The 12,278-nt window shown below is 67.6% G+C and carries 12 protein-coding genes and 1 other RNA gene; 7 read left to right on the top strand and 6 right to left on the bottom strand.

The window, feature by feature from the left end; translation table 11 throughout:
* The first annotated feature begins 76 nt into the window (after window positions 1-76).
* A complete protein-coding gene (locus T8K17_RS00670; RefSeq protein ID WP_322332605.1) occupies window positions 77-661 on the top strand; it encodes a LemA family protein in 585 nt (194 codons plus the stop codon).
* A gap of 6 nt (window positions 662-667) precedes the next feature.
* Window positions 668-1,699: a DUF3137 domain-containing protein gene (locus T8K17_RS00665; protein ID WP_322332604.1), complete on the top strand. Its 1,032-nt coding sequence runs from the start codon at window positions 668-670 to the stop codon at window positions 1,697-1,699.
* Window positions 1,700-1,703: 4 nt separating this feature from the next.
* Here T8K17_RS00665 and T8K17_RS00660 read toward each other — a convergent pair whose 3' ends face one another.
* The 4 genes from T8K17_RS00660 to ssrA all read right to left on the bottom strand — a co-directional run bounded on the left by T8K17_RS00660 (window position 1,704) and on the right by ssrA (window position 4,753).
* The gene (locus T8K17_RS00660; protein WP_322332603.1) at window positions 1,704-2,078 is read right to left on the bottom strand and encodes a glyoxalase superfamily protein; all 375 of its coding nucleotides are present in this window, start codon (window positions 2,076-2,078) and stop codon (window positions 1,704-1,706) included.
* Between the two features lie 7 nt (window positions 2,079-2,085).
* On the bottom strand, window positions 2,086-3,696 hold the full coding sequence (locus T8K17_RS00655; protein WP_322332602.1) for a fumarate hydratase: 1,611 nt from the start codon (window positions 3,694-3,696) through the stop codon (window positions 2,086-2,088).
* Between the two features lie 67 nt (window positions 3,697-3,763).
* Window positions 3,764-4,249 (bottom strand): SspB family protein, encoded by a 486-nt coding sequence (locus T8K17_RS00650; protein ID WP_322332601.1) that lies wholly within the window; start codon window positions 4,247-4,249, stop codon window positions 3,764-3,766.
* Between the two features lie 131 nt (window positions 4,250-4,380).
* Window positions 4,381-4,753, bottom strand: a transfer-messenger RNA (tmRNA) gene (gene ssrA, locus T8K17_RS00645).
* 73 nt (window positions 4,754-4,826) lie between these two features.
* Between ssrA and T8K17_RS00640 the strand changes: the two genes are divergently transcribed.
* The gene (locus T8K17_RS00640; protein WP_322332600.1) at window positions 4,827-6,398 is read left to right on the top strand and encodes a tetratricopeptide repeat protein; all 1,572 of its coding nucleotides are present in this window, start codon (window positions 4,827-4,829) and stop codon (window positions 6,396-6,398) included.
* Between the two features lie 5 nt (window positions 6,399-6,403).
* Here the strand turns inward: T8K17_RS00640 and T8K17_RS00635 are convergent, their stop codons facing one another.
* Window positions 6,404-7,942 (bottom strand): tetratricopeptide repeat-containing glycosyltransferase family protein, encoded by a 1,539-nt coding sequence (locus T8K17_RS00635; RefSeq protein ID WP_322332599.1) that lies wholly within the window; start codon window positions 7,940-7,942, stop codon window positions 6,404-6,406.
* 69 nt (window positions 7,943-8,011) lie between these two features.
* Here T8K17_RS00635 and T8K17_RS00630 point away from each other — a divergent pair, with 69 nt between their 5' ends.
* Window positions 8,012-8,500: a dihydrofolate reductase gene (locus tag T8K17_RS00630; RefSeq protein WP_322332598.1), complete on the top strand. Its 489-nt coding sequence runs from the start codon at window positions 8,012-8,014 to the stop codon at window positions 8,498-8,500.
* Between the two features lie 144 nt (window positions 8,501-8,644).
* Here the strand turns inward: T8K17_RS00630 and T8K17_RS00625 are convergent, their stop codons facing one another.
* Window positions 8,645-9,760: an Mrp/NBP35 family ATP-binding protein gene (locus tag T8K17_RS00625; protein ID WP_322332597.1), complete on the bottom strand. Its 1,116-nt coding sequence runs from the start codon at window positions 9,758-9,760 to the stop codon at window positions 8,645-8,647.
* 309 nt (window positions 9,761-10,069) lie between these two features.
* On the opposite strand from T8K17_RS00625, the gene hflK reads away from it, so the two are divergent.
* The 3 genes from hflK to T8K17_RS00610 are packed head-to-tail and all read left to right on the top strand — an operon-like array spanning window position 10,070 to window position 12,225.
* Window positions 10,070-11,101, top strand: a complete 1,032-nt coding sequence (hflK, locus tag T8K17_RS00620) for an FtsH protease activity modulator HflK (RefSeq protein ID WP_322332596.1) — start codon at window positions 10,070-10,072, stop codon at window positions 11,099-11,101.
* The gene (gene hflC, locus T8K17_RS00615) at window positions 11,101-11,991 is read left to right on the top strand and encodes a protease modulator HflC (RefSeq protein ID WP_322332595.1); all 891 of its coding nucleotides are present in this window, start codon (window positions 11,101-11,103) and stop codon (window positions 11,989-11,991) included. The genes hflK and hflC overlap by 1 nt, the downstream gene beginning before the upstream one ends.
* Window positions 11,992-12,039: 48 nt before the next feature.
* The gene (locus tag T8K17_RS00610; protein WP_322332594.1) at window positions 12,040-12,225 is read left to right on the top strand and encodes a DUF2065 domain-containing protein; all 186 of its coding nucleotides are present in this window, start codon (window positions 12,040-12,042) and stop codon (window positions 12,223-12,225) included.
* The last annotated feature ends 53 nt before the right edge of the window (window positions 12,226-12,278 follow it).

The raw sequence follows: 12,278 nt of genomic DNA, 5'->3' as shown, positions 1-12,278 counted from the left end.
GCCTGGAACGGTGGTCTGGATCGGTGTGTCGCGCCCCGATTATACTGCCGATCCGGATGGCGCGGGGAGACGCGGAATGGAAATGTCGACCTTGGTCGCCCTGGGCGGCGCGGGGGTGGCCGGGGCTTTCACCCTCTATCGTACCCATCGCCGCATCGTCGTCACCGGCAACGAGGCGGAACAGGCCCTGGCCTCGGTCGACGTGCAGCTCCGCAAGCGACACGACCTGGTGCCGCACGTGGTCGCCACCGCCCGCAAGTTCATGAGCCACGAGGCGGCGCTGCTGGAGAGGATCACCGAGCTCCGCGCCAGGGCCGCCGAACCCTACGACAAGGCGAGCGCCGGGGAGATCGCGGCCCATCTGGACGCCGAGCGCGCCCTGCACGCGGAGGTCCGTACCCTGTTCAGCATGGCCGAGGGCTATCCGGAGCTGAAATCCGACGAGAGCATGGTGCGGGTGCAGGACACGCTGGAAGAGGTGGAGGGCAACATCGCCGCCGCCCGGCGGTACTACAACATGTCGGTGATGCACCACCGCAACGCGATCGAGACTTTCCCGGGCAACCTTCTGGCGGGGCCGATGGAGGTCCGGCCGTGGCCGTATTTCGAGACCGAGAGCGGCACCCGCGGCGCGGTCGACGTCGCCAAACAGTTCGGATAGCACGGCGTGCCGCAGACGCCGACCGGCCGCCTGCCTCACATTGCCGAGGACCGGCCCTGGTTGAAAGGCGTGCGGCCGTTCGTCCGGCAAACCCTCTGGCCGAAGATGCAGGCGCTGCAGGAGCAGTATCCCGGACGCCAGAAGCCCGACTACCGCAAGCGCTATATCCAGGCGGCGACGTTCTTCGGCGGGTTCGTCGTGGCGGTCTTCGGCTCCGCGGCGATCCATCCCTTTCTGGCGTTCCCAGTGTTCATCGGCGGCATCGTCGGCCTGTTCGTCATCGGGGCGGCGATGAGCTCCGGCCAGTCGGCCGAGCGGGTGGCGAAGGCCCGGGCGATGGAGAAACAGGTGGTCGCCGACATCGCCGGCTTCCTCGGCTTCTCCTATCGGCCAGACTCGACGGGCGAGGAAGCGGACGACGCCCGCTCGGACCTGCGCGATGCCGGGATGCTCCCCTATGCGCCGGAACACTGCCACTGGTCCGAAGGACTGCATGTCGAGGGCGAGGGCTACAGCGCCGATGTCTGGGATCTCGTGGTCAGCGAGCACGGGCCGGAGGTCCGCGATCAGAACACGCCGTTCGAGGGGATGGTGGTCCGTATCGCCCTGACCCGGAAGGAGATTGCCGGCGATGTCGTCGGCGTCGGCCGCCGGACCTTCTTCCGCAAGGCCACCGGACCTGTCTGGATCGGCACGGACGAACGCCCGGCGTTCCGGCCGGTGGATCTGGAATCGCTCGACTTCGAGGAGAGGTTCACGGTCTTCGCCACCGATCAGATCGGCGCCCGCTACCTGCTCACCCCGGCCTTCATGGAGCGGCTGGTGAAGATGACCGAGGTCATCGGGTACGACGCGGCCCATTTCGTCTGCGTCGACAGCCACTTGACCCTGCTGTTCGACACACGGGCCGACCCGTTCGAGATCGGCGATGGCAAGACCCTGTGCGAGCCGGTATCGGTGGAGCGGGTCTTCGCGGAATTGTCGGGCATCCTCGACCTGGGCGAGGCGCTCAACCTGGACAGCCGCACCCGGGTGTGAGCCGTCAGGTGCCGGTGTCTTCCCAGAACCGCAGGCGGTTGGCGAAGGGGTCGGTGACTTCCATCAGCAGCCCGCCCCAGGGGGCGGGGTCTAGGCCCGGCCGATTGAACGGATAGTCCCGCGCCATGATCTCGGCATGAAAGTCGGTGAGGGCGGTCGTCTGGACGAAGACGGTCGCGCCGGGGGCGCAGTCGCCATGATGTTCGGTGAGGTGCAACCGCATGCCTCCGCGCGAGACCTGCAGGTAAAGCGGCGCCGCCGGCTCGAAGCGATGCTCCCAGTCGACGGCGAAGCCGAGCCAGTCCCGGTAGAAACCGAGCGCCTTCGCCGGGTCGAAGATCCGCAGGATCGGGACGGCGGCGAAGGCGGGAGCGGTCATCGGAGGCTCAGATATCCTTGAAGAAGTCGTTGCCCTTGTCGTCGACGACGATGAAGGCCGGGAACTTCTCCACCTCGATCCGCCAGATCGCCTCCATGCCGAGCTCCGGATACTCCTGCACCTCGACCTTCTTGATCGAGTTCAGGGCGAGCTTGGCGGCGGCACCGCCGACGGAGCCGAGATAGAAGCCGCCATGCTGCTTGCAGGCTTCGCGCACCACGGACGAGCGGTTGCCCTTGGCCAGGGTGATGAAGCTGCCGCCATGGGCCATCAACGGCTCCACATAGCTGTCCATGCGGCCGGCGGTGGTCGGACCGAACGAGCCCGAGGCGTAGCCCTCCGGCGTCTTGGCCGGGCCGGCATAGTAGATCGGGTGGTTCTTGATGTAGTCCGGCAGCGGCTTGCCGGCGTCGATCAGCTCCTTGAGCTTCGCATGGGCGATGTCGCGGGCGACGATCATCGGCCCGGTCAGGGAGACGCGGGTCTTGATCGGGTACTGCGACAGGGTCTCGCGGATCTCGCTCATCGGCCGGGTCAGGTCGATCTCGACCGCGTCGGCGGTCAGGCTGGCCTCGTCGATATCGGGCAGGTACTTCGCCGGATCCGCTTCCAGCTTCTCCAGGAACACCCCGTCGCGGGTGATCTTGGCGAAGGCCTGGCGGTCGGCCGAGCAGGACACGCCGATGCCGACCGGCACGCTGGCGCCGTGGCGCGGCAGGCGGATCACCCGCACGTCGTGGCAGTAATACTTGCCGCCGAACTGGGCGCCGATGCCCATCTCCTGGGTCATCTTCAGGATCTTCGCTTCCCACTCCAGGTCGCGGAAGGCGTGGCCGCTGGCCGAGCCCTGGGTCGGCAGGTTATCCAGGTATTTGCAGGAGGCGAGCTTCACCGTCTTCATGGCGAACTCGGCCGAGGTGCCGCCGATCACGATGGACAGGTGATAGGGCGGGCAGGCCGCCGTGCCCAGGGTCCGGATCTTCTCGTCCAGGAACTTCTCCAGGCTCTCTGGATTGAGCAGCGCCTTGGTCTGCTGGAACAGGAAGGACTTGTTGGCCGAGCCGCCGCCCTTCTGCACGAACATGAACTTGTAGGCATCGCCCTTGTCCGCGTAGAGCTCGATCTGCGCCGGCAGGTTGGTGCCGGTGTTCTTCTCCTCGAACATCGACAGCGGCGCCAACTGGCTGTAGCGCAGGTTGTGGTTCACGTAGGTGTTCTGGATCCCGCGGGCCAGCTCCATCTCGTCGTCGAAGCCGGTGAAGATGTTCTGGCCCTTCTTGCCCATGACGATCGCGGTGCCGGTGTCCTGGCACATGGGCAGCACGCGGCCGGCCGAGATCGAGGCGTTCTTCAGCAGGTCGTAGGCGACGAAGCGGTCGTTCTCCGACGCCTCGCTGTCGTCGAGGATGTTGCGGAGCTGCTGCAGGTGCGCCGGGCGCAACAGGTGGGAGATGTCCATGAACGCCTCTTCGGCGAGCATGGTCAGGGCCTCGGGCTGAACGCTGATGATCTCGCGGCCGCCGATCTTGTCGACGGACACATAGTCGCTGGTCAGCTTCCGATACTCGGTCGTATCCGGGCCGAGCGGGAACATCTCGGTGAAGTCGAACTCCGCCATAGGGGCATCCTCTCCGGTCTGCGGCATCGCACGGGTGCCGAACCGGTCGGCCCCGGCATGGCTAATGTTATTTCTTCTTGCGGAACTGATCGAGGGAGACCACCTCGCCGCTGCCGGCATCGTCGGTGGCGTCGTCGTCGCCATCGGGCGTGTCGCCGCCGTCGGGATCGTCGTCCCCCGTCGGGGTGTCGCCGTTGGTCGTCTGCTGGAACTGCAGCCCGAACTGCACGGACGGATCGGCGAAGCCGGTCAAGGCCTCGAACGGAATCGTCAGCGGCTCGCGGATGTCGTTGAAGCTCAGCGTGACGGAGAACTGGTCCTCCAGGATTTCCAGATCCCAGAACTGGAACTGCAGGACGATGGTCATCTCGTCCGGATACCGCTCCACCAGATAGGGCGGAATGTTCACGCCCGGGGCGCGGGTCTTGAACGTGATGTAAAAGTGGTGATTGCCCGGAAGACCGCGCTCCGCCGCCCGTCGAAGGGCGTCGCGAACAACGCCACGCAGGGCCGTTTCGACCATGAGGTCGTATCTAAAGAGATCGTCAGCCATCGGCTTCCCGGACATTGGACGTTCGGCCAATGAACACCAGCGCCCTGTGGAGCTTCAAGGGAAAAATGCCACGTCACAGGCGGCAGGGAGTCGGCGGCGGTGGCGGGGCGGTGACGGATGGATCCGGGAGAGGTGCGAGCCTTCTGTTGCTAGGCGGCCCGCGAGCCCCACGTTACGACGCTAACCGCAACGGATTAATCGAGACTACCGAGCTGCTTACGCAGCCAGGCGCGCCTCAGCATAGTTGTCGTTCGCAACTATCATACGGCCCGATAACGGCGGAACCATGCCGGGCAAAAAGCGGTCCTTTACCACGCGCGTCGATCCTGTTTCGCCCCCATGAAACGTTCCGGCTGTTCTTGTGGAGAACAGACGGAGATTTTGGTGGAGGCGCCGGGTACTGCCCCCGGGTCCGCTACGCTTATTCCGAGCGCCGTTTATCGCCATAGTCGACCGAAGCCGACAACGCAGGATATAAGCCCTTCTTAACGGCTGTTAAAGGGTCTTGTGCGAAACACTGCGCAATCGCCGGTACAGAACGATCCCGAACGAATGCCGGATAGTCAGGGCGGTAACGGTGTCCAAAACGGTTGATCCTCTCCAGGAAGCCGAGCGTCTCGCGGCGGCCGGCAACACGAAGGCCGCCTTGGCTCAGTTCAAGGCGGCGATCGACGGTGCGCCGATCACCGCGCGGGCCCGGGCGGCCGACATGGCGCTGGAGCTTGGGGAGGCGGATCAGGCCTTCGCCCTGGCGGAGGAGGCGTGGCGGATTGCGCCGAACGCACCGGAAGCGCTGCTGCTCATGGGACGGGTCGCCTGGCGGGTCGGCGCCGTCGACGACTCCCTGGCCTGTCTCGACCGTATCCGCCGCGGCGACCCGCTGTGGCCGCTCGCCCAGGCGGAGCGCGGTGCGGCGCTGATGGCCGGAAACAAGCCGGTGGAGGCCTATACCGATCTGCGCGTCGCCCTGCGCACGGATCCGCGGGAACCGGCACTCTGGCTGGCGCTCGGCCACGTGCTGATGTCCCTGGACCGGCTGGACGAGGCGGAGGACGCCTATCGCAACACCAACGACCTGGATCCGGCGTCGGTGCGGGCCCTCGCCGGCATCGCCGATGTGTGCCTGAAGCTCGGGCGACCCGACGAGGCGATCGAGGCCGGCGAGAAGGCGCTGGAGATTTCCGGGAACAACCCGGTGGCCCGCACAATCCTGGCCCACGCGCTGCTGGCGATCGGCCGGGACGGCGAAGGCTGGGCCGCCTACGAGGCGCGCTTCGACGCCAACAACATCGATCCTCGGGTCGGCGCCAAGCGCCGCGATTTCGACCTGCCGATCTGGACCGGGGCCCCGCTGACGGGGAAGGGGATGCTGGTCTGGGGCGAAGGCTCTCCGGCGGACGAGATCCGCTTCGCTGCGGTCATTCCGGAGATCATCCGCCGGGGCACCGAGCCGCTAGTCGTGGAATGCGACAGCCGGATGCAGACGCTGTTCGAACGGTCGTTCAACGGCGTGACGGTCGTTGCCCGCACCTCGCCGCCGGACGACGCGATCGGCAAGACCCAGCTCCATTTCCAGTCGGCGGTCGGCAGCCTGGCTCTGCACACCAAGATCTACGAGGACGGCTACCAGTCCCTCTCCCGGGCGTATCTGGAGGCGGATCCGGCCAAGGTGGCGTCCTGGCGCGACCGCTGGTCCAGCGGGGACGAGCGGGTCATCGGGCTTTCCTGGCGGCATCCGGATCCCGGGTCCGCCCGCCGCTCGATCCCGTTGGAAGCCGTGCTCGACGCGGTGGCGATCCCGGGGCGCGTGGTGGTGTCGCTCCAGCGCGGCATGACGGCCGAAGAACGCGACATGGCGGCCGACAAGCTGCTGCTGGAACCGGATCCCGATCCGGCGGATGTGGATGCCATGGCCGCCCGCATCGCCGCCTGCGACGTGGTGGTGTCGATCGATGCGCTTGTCGCCCATCTCTCCGCGGCGCTGGGCATCGACACCCGGCTGCTTCTCGACAGCGGCGCCGACGCCCGCTGGGGGCTCGGCAAGGCACGGACCTCCTGGTACCCGACGGCCCGCCTGTACTGGCAGGATCACGACGGGTCCTGGCGCCGGGCGGTCGAAAGAATGAAGCAGGCGCTGGACGGCGGCTGAGGCGCTCAGGCCGACGGGTCGAGAATGTCCTTCAGTTCGCCGAGGGCACGCTGCATGGCCTGGGGCCAGTCGCCCGGCCGGTCCGGATAGGCCGCCACGATCGAGCCGATCCAGGCGTCCCGCCCGCCGACCAGTGGCACCCAGGTCCGTTCCGGGGTGACCTCCACGGTCGGGGTGCCGACCGCCCCAGCCATCGCCGCCACCGAACTCGACACCCCGACGACCGCATCCATGGCGTAGGCGAGGCAGGCGGCGGTGGCCAGGTCGTTGCGCTTGTCCAGGTCGTCGGTGTCGATGATCTCCACCCCGCACAGGTCCCGGAACGTCGCGCGATCCTCCGCGGAGGGGATGTACTGAAGGTCGACGAAGGCCGCATCCAGCCCGGTCAGCACCGGCGCCCAGTCCCGCAACAGGGGATAGAAGCGCTGGCGCGGCCGTTCGCCGGCCCCGCTGCCCCAGCAGAAGCCGATCAGCGGCCGTTGCGACGCTTCCGCCTTCAGGCGCGCCCGCATCAGGTTCGCCCGCGGCTGGTCCGGCGTCATGTAGCCCAGGGTCGCCATCGGCACCCGGCCCGGCAGGCCCAGCCGGTGCGGCAGGCTCCCGATCTCGATCCAGGCGGCGGGGCGGACCGGCAGGCCGGCATAGTCGAACACAGGACGCTGCCCGTCGCGCCGGCGGTCGAAGGGGATCACCCGGACGGTCGGCAGGCTGGCGGCCAGAAGGTCGACCAGCCGCGGGTCGCATTCGACCACCACGTCGCCGGCCCGCGCGATCAGGTCGGGCAGGGCGGCGGCGAACCGGATCTCGTCCCCGAGCCCCTGTTCCGCCACCACCAGCAGCGGTCCGTCCAGGGGCAGGGCGCCGGTCCAGCGCGGCGCGGTCAGGTTGGTGCGCACCGGCGCGGTCGCCAGGGCCGGGTTCAGCCGCGCCTCGTACTCGGCGAACCCGCCGCGCATGTCGCCCATGGCGAGGCGGCTGAAGGCCCGGTTGCGCACGATGTTCGGGTTGGACCGGTCCAGCGCCGCCGCCTTGTCGAGGGCGGCGATCGCCTCCGCGTGGCGGCCGAGCCGGGCCAGGGCCTCGCCACGGTTGGCATGGACCGGCGCATAGCCGGCGTAGCGGGCGGCGAGGTCGTCATAGGCGGCCAGGGCTTCCTCGATCCGGTCGTCGGCGAACAGCGCGTCGGCCAGGGAGATGTCGACGATCGCATTGCCCTGCACCACCGACTGCACGTTGCGCAGGATGGCGATGGCGGTGTCGGCCTGACCCTTGGCGCTCAGCACGTTGGCGAGGTTGGTCGCCGCCTCGATCGAGCCGGGATAGGTCTTCATGACCTGGCGGAACGCCGCCTCTGCCTGGTCGTACAGGCCGGCCGCCTTGGTCAGATTGCCGATCTCGAAGATCGCCGGTGCGGGGTCGGCGCTGCGCCGCGCCAGAGCCTCCAGTTCGCCGATTGCCGTTTGCAGGCTGCCCCGGCGCGCCAAATCGCGCGCCCGCGCGATCCCGCCGGAGAGCTCGTCCGTTGTCTGTTGTCCCGACGCCATCCTGCGATCTTGCCCGATCCGGCGCGGCGGTGCCACGGTGGGAGGAGTGAATAATCGCAAGGTTCAGGGATGGTCGACGTCACACTCATCGCCGCGGTCGCGGACAACCGGGTCATCGGCGACAGCGGGCGGGGGCTGCCGTGGTCGCTGCCGGCCGATCTCGCCCATTTCAAGCGCCGCACCCTGGGCCACAGCATGGTGATGGGGCGCCGCACCTGGGACTCCATCGGCCGGCCGCTGCCCGGTCGGCGGTCCATCGTGGTGACCCGCGACGCCGGGTGGTCGGCCGACGGGGCGGAGCGGGCCGGCGACCTGCACGCCGCCCTCGCCGCCTGTCCCGGTGAGGCGGAGGTCTTCGTCATCGGCGGCGGCGAGATCTTCGCCCTGGCCCTGCCGGGGGCAACCCGCCTGGCGCTCACCTTCGTGCATATGGAGGCGGAAGGGGACGTGCTGTTCCCGGAGCTCGACTGGTCGCGGTGGCGCGAGACCTGGCGCGAGGCCCATCCGGCGGCGGACGGACGCCCGGCCTTCACGTTTGCCGATTGCGTACGGCGGTAGGGCCGGGACGCTCCCCACATAAGCTCTTCACTCCTCGGATTTATTCCGGGGCAATCCGTGGGGCCTGGACCAAACTCGTCCGGGTTGGAGCAGCGTTCGGGATTACCCCGGGACAAATCCGGGGAGTGTGGAAAGAAGGAACAGCTATTCGAACACGATGCTCGGCGCTGCCTTGCGCTGGGAGGGCCCGGAGATCGCTGCCGCCACCTTCTCGGCGATCGCGGCGAAGGCCGCGGCATGCGGTCCCGTCGGGTCGGCCGCCACGATGGGGGTGCCGCCATCGCCCGCTACCCGGATGTCGAGATGCAGCGGCACCTCGCCCAGGAACGGCACACCCAGCGTCTCCGCCTCCTGGCGCGCACCGCCATGACCGAAGATGTCGCTGCGCTCGCCGCAATGGGGGCACAGGAAATAGCTCATGTTCTCCACGATCCCGAGCACCGGCACGTCGACCCGGCGGAACATGTTGAGCCCCTTGCGGGCGTCCAGCAGGGCGATGTCCTGCGGCGTGGAGACGATCACAGCGCCGGCCAGCGGCACCCGCTGGGCCATAGTGAGCTGGGCGTCGCCGGTGCCCGGCGGCATGTCGACCACCAGCACGTCGAGCTCGCCCCATTCCACGTCGCGCAGCATCTGCTCCAGCGCGCTCATCACCATCGGGCCGCGCCAGATGGTCGGCGTGTCCTCGGCCACCAGGAAGCCGATCGACATGCATTTGATGCTGTGGTTCTCCAGCGGGATCAGCGTCTTGCCGTCCCGGCTCTCCGGCTTGCGGTTGATCCCCATCATCCGCGGCAGGGACGGCCCGTAGACGTCGGCGTCGAGCAGCCCGACCTCCAGCCCCCGCCCGGCCAGCGCCAGGGCCAGGTTGGTGGCAACGGTCGATTTGCCCACCCCGCCCTTGCCCGAGGCGACGGCGACGATCGCCTTGATGCCGGGCAGGTCGGGGCGCGACGGCATGCGGCCCTGCTGCGGCTGGGCGGCGCGCGGCGGCTGCGGCGCGGCTCCGGCGCGGTGGGCGGTGAGAACGGCGGTCGCCGAGGTCACGCCGGGCAGCGCCAGAACGGCGGATTCCGAGGCTTTGCGGAGGCCTTCCAGGCCCGGCCCCTTGGCCGGATCGACTTCCAGCGAGAAGCCGATATTGCCGTCTTTGATCACCAGCCCGGACACCGTCGCCAGCGCCGACAGGGCGGCGCCGGAGCCCGGATCGACGACCTCGGCCAGGGCTTTTCGGACAGATTGCTCGGAAACCGTTGTCATCGCTTGAAATCCCCGCGATTTCGCCAACATACCGGGAACCTTAAAAGACTTCCCGCATGCAAGCGGGACATAGAGTGCTGGGCTGCGCTTTGCAACGCGCTGGTGGCATGCTAGGTCCCCTGCGGTAGTGAACAGAGAGGATGAGCCATGCCTTGGAGCGATCAAGGGGGACGCGGGCAGGGCCCATGGGGCGGCGGCGGTAACGGCGGAGGCAACGGCGGCGGCCGCGGCAATTCGCCTTGGGGTCGTCCACGGGGCAATGGTGGCGGCGGCGGCGGCCAGGGGCCGAGCCCGAAGGATATAGAGGACATGCTGCGCCGGCAGCAGCAGCGCTTCAAAGGCATGCTGCCGAGCGGCTTCGGCGGCCCGAAGCTGATCGTGCTTGCGGTGCTCATTCTCGCCGGCCTGTGGGCGGCGAACGGTTTCTACCGCGTTCAGCCGAACCAGCTCGGCATCGAACTGGTGTTCGGCAAGTATGACGGCGTTCCGAAGGAACCGGGTCTGCAGTGGAACTGGCCGGCGCCGTTCGGCGAGGTGTTCCGCCCCGACGTGACCCGTGAAAACCGGATCGAGATCGGCTTCCGCTCTGGTGGCGACTCGCGCACCGGTACCGGCCGGGATGTGGCGGAAGAAAGCATGATGATCACCGGCGATGAGAACATCATCGACATCGATTTCGTCGTGTTCTGGATCATCCGCAGCCCGGGCGACTTCCTGTTCAACCTGCAGAATCCCGAGCAGACGGTGAAGGTGTCCGCCGAAGCCGTCATGCGCGACATCATCGGCAACACGCGCATCCAGGATGCGCTGACCGAACGCCGCGGTCAGATCCAGGTCGCGGCCCAGCAGCAGCTTCAGGCTCTGGTGGACGAGTACGGCGCCGGCATCGAGATCCGGTCCGTGCAGCTCGACCAGGTCGACCCGCCGACACAGGTCATCGACGCCTTCAACGAGGTGCAGCGCGCCCGTCAGGACCTCGAGCGACTGAAGAACGAGGCCGAGGCGTACCGGAACGACGTGGTGCCGCGGGCCCGAGGCGAGGCGGCCCAGCTCATCGAAGGGGCCGACGCGTATCGCCAGGAGGTGGTCAATCGGGCCCAGGGTGACGCCAACCGCTTCAATTCGGTCTACGAGGCCTATGTCCAGGCGAAGGACGTCACCACCAAGCGGATCTATCTGGAGACGCTGGAGGACATCCTGAGCAACGTGAACAAGGTGATCATCGACGATGACGCCGGCGGCAGCGGCGTGGTGCCGTATCTGCCCCTGCCGGAGCTTCAGAACCGGTTGAACAACAACCGCCCGGCGGGCGCGTCCAGCACGCAGAAGGGAGGCAACTGATGAACCGGACCCTAGCCGTTCTCGGTATTATCGTCGTCATCATCGGCATCGTCCTGTCGCAGTCCTTCTTCATCGTCGATGAGACGGAGCAGGCGCTGGTCGTACGCTTCGGTGAGCCGGTGCGTGAAATCCGCGAGCCGGGACTGAACTTCAAGATCCCGGTGGCGGAAAACACGATCTACTACGAGCGCCGGGCGCTCGACGTCGATCCGCCGCGCCAGCAGGTCATCCTGTCGGATCAGAAGCGTCTCGATGTGGACAGCTACGCCCGCTACAAGATCGTCGATCCGCTGCAGTTCTTCCGGGCCGTGCGGACCGAGCGGGAGGCGTCGTCGCGGCTCTCGGTGGTCATCAACTCCTCGCTGCGTCAGGTGCTGGGCAACAAGACCCTGATCGACGTCCTGTCGGAGCAGCGCGCGCAGATCATGACCGACATCCGCGCCGAGGTGAACGAGAGTGCCAAGCGCTTCGGGATGGAACTGATCGAGGTGCGTATCCGCCGGGCGGACTATCCGGACGCCACCAAGCAGAACATCTTCGACCGCATGACCTCCGAGCGTGAGCGCGAAGCCCGCGAGTTCCGCGCCCAGGGTAACGAGCAGGCGCAGAAGATCCGGGCCGATGCCGACAAGCAGCGCACGGTCATCGTCGCCGAGGCCCAGAAAGAAGCCGAGACCCTGCGCGGTGAAGGCGACGGCCAGGCGATCAAGATCTACGCCGATGCGTTCGGTCGCGATCCGGAGTTCTTCGCCTTCTACCGGTCGATGCAGGCCTATCGGACGATGGTCAACGAAGGCTCGGGCGACACCACCATGGTGCTCTCGCCCGACAGCGACTTCTTCAAGTACTTCAACTCCATCACCGGCGGGGTCCCGGCGCCGGTCCAGTGACCGGCCGATCCGGCCCTGCACGATAACGACAAGGCGGCGAGCGAGATCATGAGCGATTTCCTCGCCGCTTTTGCGTTGGTCTTGGTGATCGAGGGGCTGCTCTACGCCGCAGCCCCGGAAGCCATGCGGCGGGCGATGACGGTGGTCCTGGCGCAACCGGCGGGCGCCCTGCGGATCGCCGGCCTCGCCGCGGCCATCATCGGCGTCCTCCTGCTCTGGCTGCTGCGCGGCTGATCGCCGGATTGTGACCGCCGCCGCAATCGAGCCACACCATACGTATACGAAAG

It is taken from the genome of Thalassobaculum sp. OXR-137 (assembly GCF_034377285.1).
Taxonomy (GTDB): domain Bacteria; phylum Pseudomonadota; class Alphaproteobacteria; order Thalassobaculales; family Thalassobaculaceae; genus Thalassobaculum.
The sequence above is the reverse complement of the archived record's forward strand: the minus strand, read 5'-3'. Positions and strand labels throughout refer to the sequence as shown.